This is a genomic window from Paraburkholderia sp. LEh10, assembly GCF_017814945.1.
In the GTDB taxonomy this organism is placed as follows: Bacteria; Pseudomonadota; Gammaproteobacteria; order Burkholderiales; family Burkholderiaceae; genus Paraburkholderia.
This window is the reverse complement of sequence record NZ_JAGIPX010000014.1, coordinates 19,249-35,156: the sequence shown is the minus strand read 5'-3', so window position 1 is coordinate 35,156 and position 15,908 is coordinate 19,249. Positions and strand designations below refer to the sequence as shown.

The 15,908-nt window shown below is 62.8% G+C and carries 14 protein-coding genes; 11 read left to right on the top strand and 3 right to left on the bottom strand.

Annotated features, from left to right (window positions below):
* Positions 1 to 43: 43 nt before the first annotated feature.
* Positions 44 to 1,450 (bottom strand): NAD(P)/FAD-dependent oxidoreductase, encoded by a 1,407-nt coding sequence (locus J8I87_RS14175; protein ID WP_209932084.1) that lies wholly within the window; start codon positions 1,448 to 1,450, stop codon positions 44 to 46.
* A gap of 116 nt (positions 1,451 to 1,566) precedes the next feature.
* On the opposite strand from J8I87_RS14175, the gene J8I87_RS14170 reads away from it, so the two are divergent.
* On the top strand, positions 1,567 to 3,120 hold the full coding sequence (locus J8I87_RS14170) for an alpha/beta hydrolase (protein ID WP_209932083.1): 1,554 nt from the start codon (positions 1,567 to 1,569) through the stop codon (positions 3,118 to 3,120).
* Between the two features lie 136 nt (positions 3,121 to 3,256).
* On the opposite strand, the gene J8I87_RS14165 is transcribed toward J8I87_RS14170, so the two are convergent.
* Positions 3,257 to 3,925 (bottom strand): TetR/AcrR family transcriptional regulator, encoded by a 669-nt coding sequence (locus J8I87_RS14165; protein ID WP_209932082.1) that lies wholly within the window; start codon positions 3,923 to 3,925, stop codon positions 3,257 to 3,259.
* A 210-nt stretch (positions 3,926 to 4,135) separates the two neighbouring features.
* Here J8I87_RS14165 and J8I87_RS14160 point away from each other — a divergent pair, with 210 nt between their 5' ends.
* From J8I87_RS14160 to J8I87_RS14130, 7 genes are all read left to right on the top strand, one after another.
* Positions 4,136 to 4,912 carry an enoyl-CoA hydratase/isomerase family protein gene (locus J8I87_RS14160; RefSeq protein WP_209932081.1) on the top strand — a complete coding sequence of 259 codons (777 nt, stop codon included), beginning with the start codon at positions 4,136 to 4,138 and terminating at the stop codon, positions 4,910 to 4,912.
* A gap of 2 nt (positions 4,913 to 4,914) precedes the next feature.
* Positions 4,915 to 6,168, top strand: coding sequence for a CaiB/BaiF CoA transferase family protein (locus tag J8I87_RS14155; RefSeq protein WP_209932080.1), 1,254 nt, complete (start codon positions 4,915 to 4,917; stop codon positions 6,166 to 6,168).
* A 242-nt stretch (positions 6,169 to 6,410) separates the two neighbouring features.
* A complete protein-coding gene (locus J8I87_RS14150) occupies positions 6,411 to 7,817 on the top strand; it encodes an NAD-dependent succinate-semialdehyde dehydrogenase (RefSeq protein WP_209932079.1) in 1,407 nt (468 codons plus the stop codon).
* 94 nt (positions 7,818 to 7,911) lie between these two features.
* Positions 7,912 to 8,796 (top strand): 3-keto-5-aminohexanoate cleavage protein, encoded by an 885-nt coding sequence (locus tag J8I87_RS14145; protein WP_209932078.1) that lies wholly within the window; start codon positions 7,912 to 7,914, stop codon positions 8,794 to 8,796.
* Between the two features lie 53 nt (positions 8,797 to 8,849).
* A complete protein-coding gene (locus J8I87_RS14140; RefSeq protein WP_209932077.1) occupies positions 8,850 to 9,146 on the top strand; it encodes a DUF1330 domain-containing protein in 297 nt (98 codons plus the stop codon).
* Between the two features lie 274 nt (positions 9,147 to 9,420).
* Positions 9,421 to 10,434 carry a zinc-dependent alcohol dehydrogenase family protein gene (locus J8I87_RS14135; RefSeq protein ID WP_209932076.1) on the top strand — a complete coding sequence of 338 codons (1,014 nt, stop codon included), beginning with the start codon at positions 9,421 to 9,423 and terminating at the stop codon, positions 10,432 to 10,434.
* 121 nt (positions 10,435 to 10,555) lie between these two features.
* Entirely contained in the window at positions 10,556 to 11,062 is a 507-nt protein-coding gene (locus J8I87_RS14130) for a tautomerase family protein (protein ID WP_245253929.1), read from the top strand.
* Positions 11,063 to 11,171: 109 nt separating this feature from the next.
* On the opposite strand, the gene J8I87_RS14125 is transcribed toward J8I87_RS14130, so the two are convergent.
* On the bottom strand, positions 11,172 to 12,053 hold the full coding sequence (locus tag J8I87_RS14125) for a LysR family transcriptional regulator (protein WP_209932075.1): 882 nt from the start codon (positions 12,051 to 12,053) through the stop codon (positions 11,172 to 11,174).
* Between the two features lie 148 nt (positions 12,054 to 12,201).
* Here J8I87_RS14125 and J8I87_RS14120 point away from each other — a divergent pair, with 148 nt between their 5' ends.
* The 3 genes from J8I87_RS14120 to J8I87_RS14110 are packed head-to-tail and all read left to right on the top strand — an operon-like array spanning position 12,202 to position 15,907.
* Positions 12,202 to 13,224 carry an ABC transporter ATP-binding protein gene (locus tag J8I87_RS14120; RefSeq protein ID WP_209932074.1) on the top strand — a complete coding sequence of 341 codons (1,023 nt, stop codon included), beginning with the start codon at positions 12,202 to 12,204 and terminating at the stop codon, positions 13,222 to 13,224.
* Positions 13,225 to 13,232: 8 nt separating this feature from the next.
* Positions 13,233 to 14,366 carry an ABC transporter ATP-binding protein gene (locus tag J8I87_RS14115; protein WP_209932180.1) on the top strand — a complete coding sequence of 378 codons (1,134 nt, stop codon included), beginning with the start codon at positions 13,233 to 13,235 and terminating at the stop codon, positions 14,364 to 14,366.
* A gap of 44 nt (positions 14,367 to 14,410) precedes the next feature.
* Positions 14,411 to 15,907 (top strand): ABC transporter substrate-binding protein, encoded by a 1,497-nt coding sequence (locus J8I87_RS14110; protein WP_209932073.1) that lies wholly within the window; start codon positions 14,411 to 14,413, stop codon positions 15,905 to 15,907.
* Position 15,908 lies beyond the last annotated feature (1 nt).

The following is a 15,908-nucleotide window of genomic DNA, read 5'->3' as shown; positions in this document are numbered from 1 at the left end:
ACGCTTGCATGTGATGTCGCCAGTGCAGTCACATGCGCAACGCTCATTTGCGCCCCCGTGTTCCAACGTATTCGCCCCATTCGTCTGTTCGTAAAGGACGTCGGGCGACCGGGCCAGCAGCACGGGCCTCGCGTTGCCCTCGCCAGACTCGCCAGGCGATCGCAGGATCGAGCAGCGACGAAGGCGGGATCATCAGGTTGACTACGTTCAGAAACGCAGTCGTCAGCGTGCTGTCGCGTGTCGCGGCAACATGAAGCTTGCCGATGTACCAGTTGATGAAACGCAGCATCGATGACCGCGCGCCCTCGACATGCGGATTGCGCAGGTCGTTGCCAACCGCGATGTCCCATGGAATGTCGACGATTTTCGTAGCCGCCCTGAAGAACCGCCGCGCAAGCTCGTTCGAGCCCGCGTGCAGGAGGCACTGTTGCAGCGTGAGCGCCTCTTGCGCGGCGACCGTCATGCCCTGCCCGTAGACCGGGTTGAAGCTGCAGATAGCGTCACCGAAAACGAGGTAGTTGCCGGGAAAGCGTGCAAGCTTCTCGTACCGCCGGCGCAAGCTATAGCCATAGCGATAACGCCTGTAGTCGCCTAGCGGTTCCGCGCTGGCGATAACGTCGTGAATCTGCATGGTCGGCAGCGTCGCCAGATACGCGAGAAAGCCCCGGTCGTCGTCGGGTGCCTCGTCGCCGAGAAAGCCGCCCGTACTGACGATCCAGCTGTCGCTTTCCTGCGCGAGCATCGCGGCATTGCGCCAGTTCGGCGCGCTAGCGGCGACGACGATGCCGAGCTTGCCGTTGAGATCGGTCGGCCGGCGCCGATAGGTGCGGCTCATGTAGCCAATGCCGATCTCGACCCGCTCGATAGCGGGAGGCAGATAGCCGAGTTCCTCTAGCCACGTCGCGCTGGACGAGCCGCGGCCAGTCGCATCGACGATGAGGTCCGCATTGACGATCTCTTCCGGTCCGCCCTCGACACGCATGCGTACACCCGTCACATGCTTGCGAGCGGAGTCGCTGGCAAGACCTCGCACAGCGCAATCCGGCATGGCGCGCACGTTCGGCAGTTTCAGCAGCCGTCGCCGCAGATTGCCTTCGAGCACGGGACGGCTCGCCAGCAGGCCGATCAGGTCACTCTTGCCATTGGCAAGCGTGACGTTGCGACCTATCCAGAGCACATCGTTGGCGACATCGCCAAGCAACCCTCCGCTTTGCGTAACGACCTCGTCGTTATATCCGGGGAACAATTCTTCGATTAGCTGGCTCCCGCGCGCAAGAAGCCCATGGGCGTGGCGACCCTGCGGGACGCCCTTGCGCGGTATGTCCGCTGACGGAAACGCATCGCGTTCGAGCACGGTGACGGTGGTATAGAAATCCGATAGCACGCGGGCGGCTAGCAGCCCACTCATGCTGGCGCCGATCACGATCGCATGCTTACCCAGGTTCTTCATGGCAGTCCTCCAGCGCGATCCGCTGCAAGGCGTGCAGCGACGATCGTCTGTCGTGCATGTTAGGATCGGCTCGTCCCCTGAGCGTCCCCTGGACGCCGTCAATGAGGCCCGCGACGATGGCTCTGTTCAGCGTACGGACGCTTGGATTTCCCGAGATACGTCAGGACGGCGGGCCGTGTCCGCTGGCCTTGCGCAAGGGCCTGGCCCTGCTGGTCTATCTGGCGGAAGCAAAGGGCCCCGTCGGGCGCGACGTCGTTGCTGCCATGCTGTGGCCGGATAGCGGCGAAGATGTGGTACGGGCACGTTTGCGGCGCCTGATGTACCGTCTTCAGATCGCGCTTGGCGATGACGTTCTCATTGCTGACCGCTCGACGGTTCGATGGTCATCAGCGATCGACCTGCAAGTCGATTCCCAACTATTCGAGCAAGCGTGCGACCGCGGCGAGTTCGAGCGTGCGTGCCGCGAATATTCCGCCGACTTTCTCGATGGTTTTTCGCCGGGCGATTGCCCGCAGTTTGAAGAGTGGGCTTTCTTTCGCCGTGAGGCGTTGCGGGGTCGCGCAATCCAGGCGCTGGAGCGGGTGGTTCACGACGAGCATGCGGCTGGCAGCTACACGGCTGCGGCGGCGCATGCCGGCCGTCTCGTTGAGCTGGACCCGCTCAGCGAAGTATACGGTCGGCACCTGATCCGCAATCTGCTCCTCGCAGGAGACCGCGCCGCGGCCGAGCGCCATTTCGAGGCCCTGACGCAGCGCCTTCGCGATGCGCTCGATGTGGCGCCCGAAACCGAAACCCGCGCACTGCTGAACGCCGGCGCGACATTTCCCATCGAGGCCCCGCCGACTCGCTACATCAGCGGCGGTGGCGTCCATCTCGCGTTTCAGACTTACGGCACGGGCAGCACCGACGTTCTGCTGTTGCCCGGTTTCGTGTCCCATGTCGAACGGGTTTGGGAAGAGCCCCGCTGCCGGGCGTTCCTGTCCTCGCTTGCCGGGATGGGTCGTCTCATTCTGCTCGATCGCCGCGGGATCGGGCTTTCCGACCGCGTCGGCTTCAATCCCAGTGCCGAGGCGACCGCACAGGACATCGGTACCGTACTCGATGCCACCGGCAGCCGCCGGGTTGTGCTGTTCGGCGCGTCAGAGGGCGGACCGCCATGTATCAGGTACGCCGTCGATCACCCCAATCGTGTCGCGGGCCTCATTCTGTTCGCCTCGTTGGCGAAGGGAAGTGCGACGCCCGACTATCCGCACGCGATGCAGGCTGCCCAGTACGACGTCTGGCTGCAGCAGCTTGTCGCGGACTGGGGCGGGGCCGCTGGCATCGAGACATTCGCGCCGAGTCTGTCTGGCGACCCTGTGGCGAGAAGCTGGTGGGCAGGGTTGCTCCGCTCCGCGTCGAGCCCGGGAGCCATCAAGGGTGTGCTCGAAGCGTTGCGCGATATGGACGTGCGTCCTCTGTTGGGACGAATTTCGGTTCCGACCTTGGTGCTCCACCGTCGCGGCGACCGCGCCGTTCGTATCGGTGCGGGCCGGCATCTCGCCAGCCACATCGCGCGGGCGCAATTCGTCGAGTTCGACGGTGCCGACCACTGGGTCTTCGCGGGCGACCAGCGCCCCGTCATGGCTAGCATCAGGCAGTTTGTCGGCAGTCTCAAGGCATCCCGATGACGGCAACGGTGCCGATCCCGGCTTCTCTGCCGTCAATCGCCGACCGAAACGGACTCGAGTTTCCCTCTCGCTAAAAGGCAAGGATTCTTGTCTTTTAGCGGAGCGCGAGCGTTCGGCGGCGGTCAAGACGCCAGCTTCAGGCGCGGGCAGTCGCCTCAAGCAGCGTTTGCAAGCGTTCAGGCCCTGCCGCAATCGCATGAAGGTACATGGTGATCGAAAAGTGAACCATCGGACCCACATCGACGCGCACGTCCGTTCTTGGCACACGACTGCTGAGGATGAGCGTCGCAAGCCCGTGCTCCATCGCCCAGGCACCGTGACTCACAAAGGGCATTGATTCCGCAGTCCATCCGCATTCCATGGCATAAGCCGCGATAGCCCCGGCGAAGTCAGAAAACGAATCGTTAGCAACCCGAAGTAGTTCAGGATACGCATCCCGATCAATGATGCGTGGTCCAACCATCAGAGCGAATACACCCTTATGCGCATCGGCGAACTCCACGTACGCGTTCAACATCCGATAGGCAACGGTCAGCGAATCGCCCCCCGCGCTGATGATCCCGCGACGGATGCCGGCAAGCTCTCGAAACCCGTCGGCTGCAAGGGCAGCGAGAAATTCGGCCTTGTCCGAAAAGTGACGGACGGACGCCGCCGAGGACACGCCGACCGCTTTGGCCAGGCGACGAAGACTCAATTCGTTGGGTCCGAACGTTTCGAGCTCGTATCGACCCTGTGCAATCAGGGCGTTGCGGAGATCACCGTGATGATAGGCGCTGCTAGTGGCGCGGGATGCTTCTGACGACATTCAATGGGCCTCTCGAAGAAGTCTTGATAGCCGAGGCACGTGCCGGGTCTCGTTATGGATTTTGGCAGGCACTCGTTACCCCAATTTTACCAAGCCGAACAACGGCGGAGCCGGACTGTTGGTTCGAGTCAGCCGGGTGGGAAAACCCCTATAACGGAGATCGCCCGCAATGTTACCATTGCAAACATCGCAACCTTGAACGGAGTTGAAATGAGCAACGAGATTCTCGCGGTGGACGTTAGAGGCAAGGTCAGTGTTCTTACGATGAAACACGCTCCGCACAATCTGATGGGCCCCACGATGTATCGGGCGCTGCTTGCCGCTTTTGCTGAAGCGGTCGAACGCGGGTCGCGGGCCATTCTGCTGCGCAGCGCGCTGCGTCACTTTTCGGCAGGCGCTGAGGTCAACCTGTTCCCCGAGCGCGTCACGAAGGAGGGCAAGGGCCTGATGGACCCGGTCGAAACGTTGCGTGCGTTCGAAACGCTGCCTATCCCGATCGTCGTTGCCGTCAACGGCGTTTGTCTCGGTGGCGGCTTCGAGGTTGTGCTGGCGTGTGACTACAGCGTCGTCGCGGAGTCGGCAAAGATTGGTTCAGTGGAGGTTGCGCTGGGGCTGCATCCCCTGCTGGGCGGCATCCAGCGGCAGGTTATGCGTGCGGGGCCCGCCCGGGCGAAGGAACTTGCGATGCTTGGGCGCCGTTACGACGCGGCCACGCTCGAGCGTTGGGGCCTCGTGAATCTGGTCGTGCCTGACGACAAGCTCGACGAGGTTTCATTCTCGATTGCCGAGGAGTTGGCAAACGGGCCGACCGTCGCTCATGCCGCAACGAAGCGACTCGTGTCGATTGCGCTCAACGAAGGCGTTGAGGCCGCCGACAAGGCGATGTTCGAGGTGCAGAAGCCCATGTGGGCATCGGCGGACCTGAAGCGGGGACTCGACTCGTTTTTCCAGAGCGGTCCCGGGCTCGCCGTCTACGAGGGAAACTGATCATGCCGGGTCCTCTTTCAGGTATCAAGGTCGTCGACTTCTCCCGCGTGCTCGCAGGTCCGCTTTGCGGGCGCACGCTTGCCGACCTCGGCGCCGAGGTGGTGAAGATCGAGCCGCCTCGCCCCGACGTGACGCGCGTGTCGTTTCCTTCCGTGGACGGCATGTCCGGGTACTACGCGCAGCAAAACAGCGGCAAGCGAAACGTGAGCATTGATCTCAATGTACCGAACGCACGAGAACTCGCGCTGCGGTTATGCGACGAAGCCGACATCGTCGTGGAAAATTTCCGGGCCGGCACGCTCAAATCATTCGGACTTGACTACGAGTCGTTGAGCAAGCGCAATCCGCGCCTGATCTACGTCTCAATCACGGGTTATGGACAGCGAGGGCCGTGGGCTTCGCGGATGGCCTATGCTCCGACGGTGCAGGCCGAAGCCGGTTTCACTCATCGCACCTTGACGCACTTCAAGGGCTATGACGGCCGCTCGCGCACCGATGCGTTGTCTCATGCCGATGTATACGCAGGTTTGCAGGCCACGATCGCTGTTCTCGCGGCGCTGCGCAAACGGCAGGTCACGGGGCGCGGCCAGTACATCGACGTCGCGATGGCGGCTGTGCTGCTTTCTGTCAACGAGCGCGCGCATATCGACATTGCGGGCATCGATACAGGTGCTGAGCCAGGCGCGCTGGGCGCGGCAGAAGGATCGCATTTTGTCGGCCCGCGCGGAGAAGAGTTCGTGGCGGCGCAAAGCCTTATCGGCAGCATGACGTTCCCGAACTACCTGCGCGCGATGCGGCGGCCCGATCTGCTTCGGGATCCGCGCTTCTGCACGGCGGAGCAGCGGCTGCAAAACTACGATGCGTTGCACTCGATCATTCAGACGTGGATGCTGTCGTTCCGGGATCTCAAGTCGCTGGATGCTCAATTGGATGAAGCGAAGATCGCAATTGGCGAAGTCCGGACGCTTAACGAAATCGCCAATACGGAATGGGCACGGCAATGGGGCGCAGTTCAGGAAGTATCCGACCGGCGGGGTGGCACGTATAAGCTTCACGGCTATCCGTGGCGCTTTTCGGATGAGACGCTTGGGCCTCGGGCCGAACCCGCGTTTCGCGGCGAGCACAACGTCGACGTTTTTCGCGAGGCGGGCCTTTCGGAAGACGAAATCCGGCACGCGATTTCCAGTGGCATGCTTTTGAGCGCGGTGCCGGCGGACGCGGACATCGCGCCCGGCGATTCTACCGGGTCGAACTGAAGTTAACCACTGCGTCCTGTCGCGGAGCGCCGGCTGATGCCGAAGCAGAACTTTTCGCCATGCGATGCTGATATCGGTTTTTGGATAGCGCTTTTAGTAGCACGACATATCGGAGTACTTATTAAGAAGTGAGCCGGGAAGCTTATCTCAGAGCTTGCCAGCGAGAGCGGCCGGTCCTTCAACAACGGATCTTCTTCCGTAATCGAAGTGACTCGACCCAAGCGTTTTTCACGGAGAACCTGATGCCGTACCAAACTATCAACCCTGCTACGGGCGAACTACTCGCCAGCTACGACGACATATCCGACGAGTCGCTCGAAGCGAAGCTTGCAACAGCGCATCGTGCTTTTGAAACCGACTGGCGCCGCCGTCCCGTCAACGACCGGGCGCGGATTGTGTCGCGCGCCGCAGCGCTATTGCGTGAAAATGCCGACGAATACGCGGGCTATCTGACGCTGGAGATGGGAAAGCGCAGCGGTGAAGCGCGCAAGGAAGTCGAGTCGGCGGCGAATATTCTAGACTACTACGCAAAGCATGCGCATGCGTATCTGCAACCACGTCCGCTCGCCGAAGTGCCCGGTGCGGCCGTGCACATCGAGCCGATCGGCGTGCTACTCGGCATCGAGCCGTGGAATTTGCCGTACTACCAGATTGCGCGAGTGGCCGGTCCGCAGTTGATGGTGGGCAACGTGCTGCTGCTCAAGCACGCCGAAAATGTGCCCCAATCGGCGCTGGCCTTCGCGCGACTGTTCGAGCAAGCGGGTGCGCCCGAAGGCGTATATACGAATCTGTTCATCTCGATCGAGCAGGCCGGCCGCGTCATCGACGACCCGCGTGTCCAGGGCGTGACATTGACAGGCAGCGAGCGCGCGGGCGCCGCCGTCGCCGAGCGTGCGGGACGCAATCTGAAGAAAGTCGTGCTCGAACTGGGCGGCAGCGATCCGTTGATCGTGCTCGACGATGCGCCGCTCGATTGGGCGATCCAGAGCGCCGTCGTGGGCCGCACGTTCAATTCGGGTCAACTTTGCGTCAGTTCCAAGCGCATCATCGTGGTCGGCAACGCACGCGGCGACGCGTTTCTCGAAGGCTTCGCGAAGCGGATGGCAGCGCTCGAGACCGGCGATCCCACTGATCCGGCGACCGCCGTCGCCCCTGTCTCGTCCGAGCGCGCGCTCAATCTGCTTCTGGAGCAGATCGATCGCGCCACCTCGCACGGCGCGCGTGTCGTGTGCGGTGGCAAGCGCGTCGAGCGTCCGGGCTTCTACCTCCAACCGACCGTTCTGACGGACATAACGCCGCAGAATCCCGTCTTCGCCGAAGAACTGTTCGGACCCGTTGCCGCGTTCCATGTCGTCGAAGACGAAGCCGCTGCGATTGCACTCGCCAATGGCACGCCGTACGGTCTCGGCGCGTCGGTGTTCACCGCGGACACCGGGCGCGGCGAACGGGTCGCCGCGCAGATCGACAGCGGCATGGTGTTTATCAATCAGCCGTTCGGCACGGCGGCGGAACTGCCGTTTGGCGGCGTCAAGCGTTCGGGCTTTGGTCGAGAGCTTTCTCTGCTCGGCTTCGATGAGTTCGTCAACAAGAAGCTGATCAGGGTTGCGCCCGTCGGGACGCCGCCGTTCGGTCCCGTGCGGGCCGCCTGAACCGTCCAGGACGCGCCATCCGCTTGTGATCGTTCCGATCACGTGCAACGCACACGTGTGGCGCCCCGATTCATTTTCGATTTGACCCGACACTATGGCAAACAAGACGATCATCAGTTGCGCGCTTACTGGAAGCGACGACACCCCGCGGCTGAGCCCCGCGGTGCCCATCACGCCCGAACAAATCGCCAATGAGGCCATTGCCGCATGCGAAGCCGGTGCGAGCATCGCCCACATTCACGTTCGTGACCCCGAGACGGGCATGCCAAGCACCGAGTTGTCGCTTTACAGAGAAGTCGTTTCGCGCATCCGCGAGAGCGGGTGCCCGATATTGATCAATCTGACGACGGGCGCCGGCGCACGTTTCGTCCCCAGCGACGAAGACCCGAACCGGGGAAGCGAATTGAGCACGATGATGACGCCCGAGGCCCGGGTGCGGCACGTGCTTGAATTGCGTCCGGAAATCTGCAGCCTTGATGTGGCTACGATGAATTTCGGCAATCGGGCATTCGTGAACGTGCCCGATCATATCGTCAAGATGGCAACCTTGGTGGAGGAAGCAGGCGTGAAGCCGGAAATCGAGGTTTTCGATCTCGGGCACTTACGTCTCGCGCGCAATCTGATCGAAACGCGCGGGATTCTGCAAAACCCGCTGTTCCAGTTATGTCTTGGCGTGCAGTGGGGCGCATCCGCCGATACGGAGAGCCTTCTTGTGATGAAGAGCTATCTGCCCGAGAACGCACGTTGGTCGGCGTTCGGCATTTCGCGCGCACAGTTTCCGATGGTGGCTCAAAGCGTGATTCTTGGCGGGCATGTTCGCGTCGGCCTCGAAGACAATCTCTATCTTGGCAAGGGGGAACTTGCACCCGGAAACGCAGCGCTGGTTAAACGTGCGGTCAGTATCATCAAAAGCATCGGCGCAGACGTGGCTACCCCCGACGAGGCTCGCAGCATACTCGGCCTTTCCCCTCGTCAATAGAGTGAGTCGACGTCTTAGTATCGTCAAATGGTTCTTTAACCGAGGAAAGTGAAATGGCAAAGGGATATTGGGTGGCAGCGTATCGAGCGATTCATGACGCCAGCAAGCTCGCGGCGTACGGCGCTCTTGCTGGACCAGCGGTGAAAGCGTTGGGCGGGAAGTTTCTGGTGCGAGGCGGCGAGGTCGTTGCGTTTGAAGCGGGCCTGAAGGAGCGGACCGTCGTGGTCGAATTCCCGAGCTACGAGCAAGCGCTTGCCGCGTATGAGAGCGAGGCTTATCAGAAAGTATTGGCCGTATTGGGCGATGGTGCCGAAAGGGACGCACGCGTCGTCGCGGGCGTCGACGACTAAGACGTGCTCCAGAGGCTGCATGGGCCAACCGTGCAGCGTGGCAACGCGGGCGCTTCACTTTCTGCGGAGCAGACATGTTGGAGCGCGGCCGATTGGGTCGCCACGATCTGGTCCAAAGCCTCTTGATGAGCGCTTATCGATTGGTAGTCCTTGCAGTGTAGAGAAGTAAATCTGCTAAACGGTGAAGAGTGGGATTTCCTGCCTCGTCCGGCTACGCAACACAACATGCGGCGACGCCCTGAGGGACCGCGCGGCATCTGATAGGAGACGTTGAATGCAAACCATGCGGGCGCTGGTGGCGCATGCAGTTGGTGAACCGACCGAAGTGCTAGGTCTGGAGACGAGGCAAATTCCGCAGCCCGCATCGGGCCAGGTTCGCATAAGGGTGCAGGCCGTACCCGTTCATGCGAGCGATCTCCACATTCTGCGAGGCCGCTACGGTTTCGCTCCGGCCTTTCCAACCGTGCTGGGCCTGGAATCCGTCGGCATCGTCGATGCGCCAGGCGAAGGCGTCGAGAGTTTGACTGTGGGTCAGCGCGTGATCACGCTGGGTGTGACGGGGACATGGCAGGAATACATCGTCGCCGACGCGGCGCGTGTCGTCGCTGTCCCCGATGCAATGAGCCTTTCTACTGCGGCGCAGCTGATTGCCAATCCGCTGACGGCACTGTTGTTGGTCAAGCACGAACTGGATGTTCAGTCTGGCGAGTGGCTGCTGCAGACGGCAGCCGGATCGACGGTCGGGAAGCTCGTCATCCAGCTGGGCAAGCACTTCGGCTTCAAGACGCTGAACGTGGTGCGTCGTCGCGCCGCCGTCGAGGAGATCCTGGCGCTGGGCGGCACGGCGGTCATCTGTACCGAGGACGAGGATATTCGCGAACGCGTCGCGCAGATCGTGGGCGAGGAAGGGGTGACCAAGGCGATCGACTGCGTCAGCGGCCAGGTCGGCGCAGACGTGTCGCGCTCGCTTGCACCGGGTGGCGAAATGCTGGTCTATGGCGCGCTGTCGACGCATCGGCAGACCAACGCGGACAAATTGACCCTCCCGCTGTTCCCACGGTCGATGATCTACGAGACTAAAACTGTACGAGGCTTCTGGCTTTACCGCTGGTTCACTACGACCCCGGCGGAAAAGATCAGTGCGCTCCTGAAGCAGACCATCGAGCTTGTTGCCAACGACACAATGAGTGTGCCCGAGGGACAACCGTTCAGGGTCGAGGATTTCGCCGAAGCTGTACGGCTCGCCGAAGCGCCCGCGCACGGCGGCAAGCCACTGCTGTTGTTCTGAGGTGCCTGGAGCAACGCAGATGTAAAAAGCTGGCCACGAGAACGCCGCGTTGTGAAGAGCCCTGGTTTTAACCGGCAGCCTATCCTTCGGCTGCCGATACCGCCGCCGCACCGCTGATGTCATGTTCATCTTTTCTCGCAAGAGACCAGGATGTTCTGACATAGGAAACGCGGCATCTTTTAGCATGGAGACAAAAATGCCTTTGTGGAATATCTATCATCCCGTCGGCGCCTACACGGCAGAGGAAAAGCAGGAAATGGCAACGCGCATCGCCGACATTTACATCATTCCTCGCTTCTACGTAGGCGTCCTGTTTCATGAACAGCCGAAAGATTCCTTCTTCATGGGAGGCGAGCCGCGCAGCGACTTCGTAAGAATCAGGCTGGACCAATTCGCGAGACACATCGCCAAGGACCCCGAATGGACAGCGTCGTGGCTGCGCAAGGCGAACGCCGCGATCGCGCCGTTTGTCCAGGATCGAGGCTATCACTACGAGTTGCATGTCGGCGAAACGCCGCGAGAACTGTGGCTGATCGACGGTATTCGGCCACCTCGCCCCGATACGAACGCCGAGAAGAAATGGAAGCTTGAAAACCGTGCGTCGCCGTATGAGCCGAGCGAAGGTTGAATGGGTCGGTTTCGTCTGAAACAATTCGGACGCGCAACTTGACCGCCCGCGGTGAAGGCCGAGCCGTCACCGCGGTTCCCCACCTCGCCGATGACGGGCGACGGCTCCATCAAGCCCTGTTACGCGGCATCGCCTGCAACGTATCGACGATCTCGCGCATCAACGCCTTGCGATCGTCCGACGCGCGCTGCACCATCCCCACGGTACGCAACGTCGGCGGACTGGAGACAGGGATCACGCGCAACATCGGGTCGTTCAGCCAGTTGCCGCGAATCAGCAGCGGCAGCACCGCGACGCCGACCTTCTCGCGCACCAGCGCAACGATGGTCTCGATCGAATTGAGTTCGAGATACTCGTTCACCATCAGCCCGGCCTTCTGCAGCGCCTGCTCGACGACCTGCCCGGTGCGCACGCGCCGGTCGAAACGCAGGAAACCGTGGCTGCGCAGGATGCGCTGCGGGTCGTTATCGTCGATGTCGCGGTTCACGACGAGCATCATCGGCTCGGTGTAGAGCGTCGTCCACTTCAGCGTGTCGGGCAGCGTCTCGTCGGCTCGCGCGACGACAGCGGCGACATCCACCTCGCCGGCCTCGACCATGCCCGCGAGTTCGTCGGAGCGCGCCGACAGCAGCCGCACGTCGAGCCTCGGGTGTGCCGCCTTGAGCCGCGCCACGGCCAGCGACAGCGCGCCGATCACCGACACCACCGCGCCGATCGTCACAGGCCCCTCCATTGCGTCCGAAGGCTTCGCCTCGAGCTCGGCGAGCAGATCGAGAATCTGCTCGACCTTCGGCCAGATCGTAAGGCCGTGCTGCGTGAGCGCGATCTGCCGTCCCCGGCGGTCGAACAACTGGCGGCCCAACGCCGCTTCGAGCCCGCGCATCTGCAGGCTCACGGCCGCCTGCGTCAGCGCGACCTTGTCGGCGGCCGCCGAGAACGAGCCGGTGCGTGCAACAGCCCTGAAAGTCTTCAACATGCGAAGCGTCGGCATCGTCGGCTCCAGGTGCGCCCCATGGGCGAATCATGAGAAAAATTTAAGCATCGAAAAGAAATATTAATATTTTTTGTACGAGTCACGCCAGATAATCGTTTTCATCACGATCTGCGGGGACGGGCGACACGATGCGGAGCAATGCGGCATGACGGATGCAGAACGCCGACGGGTTCTCGATGTACGGGGCTTCTCGCTGAAGTTTTCGGACGCGCCCGATGTGCCGAACGTCGTCGATAACGTCTCTTTCCAGGTGCACGCGGGCGAGACGTTGTGCATGGTCGGCGAGTCGGGCTGCGGCAAGAGCGTGACCTCGCTTGCGCTGATGGGGCTGCTCGCGAGCCCGCCCGCGCGGCGCGTGGCGGGCACCGCGCATTTCGACGGCGAAGATCTCTTCGCGTTGTCCGAGCGCGAGTTGGCCGACATTCGCGGCAACCGCATGTCGATGATCTTCCAGGAGCCGATGACGTCGCTGAATCCCGCTTATACGGTCGGCGAGCAGATCGGCGAGAGCATCCGGCGGCATCGCGGCATCAGGCGCGCGCAAGCCCGCGAAGAGGCGCTGGAGATGCTGCGCCTCGTCCATATTCCCGCGCCCGAAACGCGGCTCGATGCGTTCCCGCATCAGTTGTCGGGTGGCATGCGCCAGCGCGTGATGATCGCGATGGCGCTCGCGAACAGCCCGCGCCTGCTGATCGCCGACGAACCCACCACCGCGCTCGACGTGACCATCCAGGCCCAGGTTCTGTCGCTGGTGCGCAACCTTCAGGCTCAAACGGGCACCGCGATGCTGCTGATCACGCATGATCTCGGCGTGGTCGCCGAAGTCGCGGATCACGTCGCGGTGATGTACGCGGGCAAGATCGTCGAGTACGGCACGGTCGCCGATCTGTTCGACGATCCTCAACATCCGTACACGATCGGTCTGATGGGCGCAATTCCGTCCGTCGGCAAGCGCGAAGGGTCGCTCGCGACGATACGCGGCTCCGTTCCGTCGCCCGAACAGATGCCGCGCGGCTGCCGCTTCGCGCCGCGCTGCCCGTTCGCGGAACAGCGCTGCATCGACGCCGTGCCGCCCGACCGGACGCTGGCAGGCGAGCATCGCGTGGCGTGCTGGGTCGCGCCCGTCGAGCAGCTTGTCAAGCCCGCGCAGCAAAAGGAGCTGACATGAAGCCCGGCATGCGGCCTGACACCCGGCCCGATGCGCGGCCTGATACGCGGCCCCGCGTCGCGACGCCGATCATCGAGGCAAGCGCGCTCACGAAGCGCTTCGGCGGCGCCAGGCATCTGTTCGCGCGCACGCCTGCCGTGCATGCCGTCAACGACGTGTCGTTCGCGGTGCAGACGGGCGAGACGTTCGCGATCGTCGGCGAATCGGGTTGCGGCAAGTCGACACTCGGACGCCTGCTGCTGCGCCTGATCGACTCGACGCAAGGCCGCGTGATCTATCAGGGCGAGGACATCACGCACTGGCAGGGCGCGAAGCTGCGCCGCTTGCGCCGCGAGATGCAGATCATCTTCCAGGACCCGTTTGCGTCGCTGAATCCCGGCATGACAGTCGGCCAGATCATCGGCGAGCCCGTGGCGTTTCACGGACTCGCGCGCAACGCCACGCAGCGCCGCGAACGGGTCGCGCAACTGCTGTCGAAGGTCGGCTTGCAGCCCGCGTATGCCGAACGCTATCCGCATGAGTTTTCCGGCGGACAGCGTCAGCGTATCGGCATCGCAAGAGCGCTGGCGGGCGAGCCGAAGCTGGTCGTCGGCGACGAGCCCGTGTCGGCCCTCGATGTCTCCGTGCAGGCGCAAGTGATCAACCTGCTCGAATCGCTGAAGGCGGAACTCGGTCTCACGCTGATCATGGTCGCGCACGATCTCGCCGTGATCCGTCACATGAGCGACCGTGTCGCCGTGATGTATCTCGGTGAGATCGTCGAACTGGCGCGGGTGGACGAACTGTTCGATACGCCGCTGCATCCGTACACGCAGGCGCTGCTGCGCGCGATACCCGCGAGCAGTCCGCACGAGCGCCGCACGAAGCCCGCGTTGCAGGGCGATCTGCCGAGCCCGACGGCGCCGCCGCCCGGCTGCCGCTTTCATACGCGCTGTCCGCATGCGAAGCCGCGCTGCGCGCAGGAGCGCCCGCAAGCCGAAACGCTGCCGGGCGGGCGGCAGGTCACATGCCATTTCTGGCGCGACGTGCAGAACGCGGGCAGCGGCGCGCCGCTCGTCGCGAGCGTCAGCGCGAAGCTCAACGAGCGCCTTGCGATTTACCGCGAGAAGCAGGCGGGATTGACGGCCGAAGCAAACCGATAGTCACTCATCTGATGGCAACCCGAACCGCAACAAGGACACAACGCATGCGAAGAATGTTGATTGCCGCCGCGCTCACGATGAGCGCCTCCGTCGCGATGGCCCAGAGCACCATCCGCATCGGCCTGCAGGACGATATCGGTTCGCTCGATCCCGCGCGCAGCGTGCAGTTCGTCGACCGGATCGTGTTCGCGTCGCTGTGCAACTCGCTCGTCGACGTCACGCCGGATCTGAAGATCGTGCCGATGCTCGCGACCTCATGGACCACCGGCGCGGACGGCAAGTCGATGACCTTCAAGCTGCGTCAGGGCGTGAAGTTCCAGAACGACGAGCCGTTCAACGCCGCCGCCGTGAAGGCGAACCTCGACCGCTATCGCAGCCTGCCGACCAGCAACCGCAAAAGCGAGCTTTCGTCGGTCGATCATGTCGATGTCGTCGACGACAGCACCGTGAAGATCGTGCTGAAGCAGCCCGACGCCGCGCTGCTCGCCACGCTGTCCGACCGCGCGGGCATGATGCTCGCGCCGAAGACGCTGGCCGATCCCGCGAGCGTCGCGTCGCATCCCGTGTGCTCGGGTCCGTACAAGTTCGTGCAGCGCGTGCAGAACGACCGCGTCGTACTCGAGAAGTTCGCCGGCTACTGGGACGCAGAGAGATATCCGATCCAGCGCGTCGTGTTCCAGCCGATTCCCGACAGCACCGTGCGTCTGGCGAACCTGCGCTCGGGCTCGCTTGATATGCTCGAACGACTCGCGCCTTCGGACGTCGCCGCCGTGAAGAACGATGCGAATCTGCAATTCAAGCCGGTGACGGGCCTCGGCTTCTACTACGTGACGTTCAATATCAACAACGGTCCGCGCGGCAACAATCCGCTGAAGGACAAGCGCGTGCGTCAGGCGTTCGAGCTTGCGATCGATCGCGACGCGATCGATCAGGTGATCGGCGCCGGCATCTTTCCGCCCGCCAACCAGGGTATTCCGAAGTCGAGCCCGTACTACAACGCGTCGCTGCAGACGACGAAGCGTGACGTCGCGAAAGCGAAGGCGCTGCTGAAAGCGGCGGGCAACGAGCATCCGACCATCGAATTCGCGTATCCGAACAATACGGTAGCGAGCCAGGTCACCCAGATGCTGCAGGCGATGCTCGGCGAAGCGGGCATCACGCTGAAGCTGCGTCCGAGCGATTACGCAACGGAGCTGAACGCCGGACACAGCGGCGATTTCGAAGCGATGTACACGGGCTGGTCGGGCCGCGTCGATCCCGACGGCAACCTGCATCAGTTCAACACCTGCGCGGGCAACCTCAACTACGCGCACTACTGCAACCAGCAGGTCGATTCGCTGCTCGACGCCGCGCGCACGAAGCTCTCGATGGCCGAGCGCAAGGCGGACTACGACGCCGCCGGCAAGATCCTCGCCGATGACGACCCCATCGTCTATATCTACGCGCAGCCCTGGCCGTTCGTGCTGTCGAAGAAGGTGCAGGGCTTCACGCCGTCCGCCGATGGCCTCGTGCGCCTGCGCGGCGTGTCCGTCAAGGGCTGAG

Bases quoted from the DNA above. Each gene is read 5' to 3' on its own strand.
- J8I87_RS14120 (WP_209932074.1), top strand. From the start codon at position 12,202: ATGACGGATGCAGAACGCCGACGGGTTCTCGATGTACGGGGCTTCTCG.
- J8I87_RS14160 (WP_209932081.1), top strand. From the start codon at position 4,136: ATGAGCAACGAGATTCTCGCGGTGGACGTTAGAGGCAAGGTCAGTGTT.
- J8I87_RS14165 (WP_209932082.1), bottom strand. From the start codon at position 3,925: ATGTCGTCAGAAGCATCCCGCGCCACTAGCAGCGCCTATCATCACGGT.
- J8I87_RS14135 (WP_209932076.1), top strand. From the start codon at position 9,421: ATGCAAACCATGCGGGCGCTGGTGGCGCATGCAGTTGGTGAACCGACC.
- J8I87_RS14115 (WP_209932180.1), top strand. From the start codon at position 13,233: ATGCGGCCTGACACCCGGCCCGATGCGCGGCCTGATACGCGGCCCCGC.
- J8I87_RS14140 (WP_209932077.1), top strand. From the start codon at position 8,850: ATGGCAAAGGGATATTGGGTGGCAGCGTATCGAGCGATTCATGACGCC.
- J8I87_RS14130 (WP_245253929.1), top strand. From the start codon at position 10,556: ATGTTCATCTTTTCTCGCAAGAGACCAGGATGTTCTGACATAGGAAAC.
- J8I87_RS14145 (WP_209932078.1), top strand. From the start codon at position 7,912: ATGGCAAACAAGACGATCATCAGTTGCGCGCTTACTGGAAGCGACGAC.
- J8I87_RS14170 (WP_209932083.1), top strand. From the start codon at position 1,567: ATGGCTCTGTTCAGCGTACGGACGCTTGGATTTCCCGAGATACGTCAG.
- J8I87_RS14110 (WP_209932073.1), top strand. From the start codon at position 14,411: ATGCGAAGAATGTTGATTGCCGCCGCGCTCACGATGAGCGCCTCCGTC.
- J8I87_RS14175 (WP_209932084.1), bottom strand. From the start codon at position 1,450: ATGAAGAACCTGGGTAAGCATGCGATCGTGATCGGCGCCAGCATGAGT.
- J8I87_RS14155 (WP_209932080.1), top strand. From the start codon at position 4,915: ATGCCGGGTCCTCTTTCAGGTATCAAGGTCGTCGACTTCTCCCGCGTG.
- J8I87_RS14125 (WP_209932075.1), bottom strand. From the start codon at position 12,053: ATGCCGACGCTTCGCATGTTGAAGACTTTCAGGGCTGTTGCACGCACC.
- J8I87_RS14150 (WP_209932079.1), top strand. From the start codon at position 6,411: ATGCCGTACCAAACTATCAACCCTGCTACGGGCGAACTACTCGCCAGC.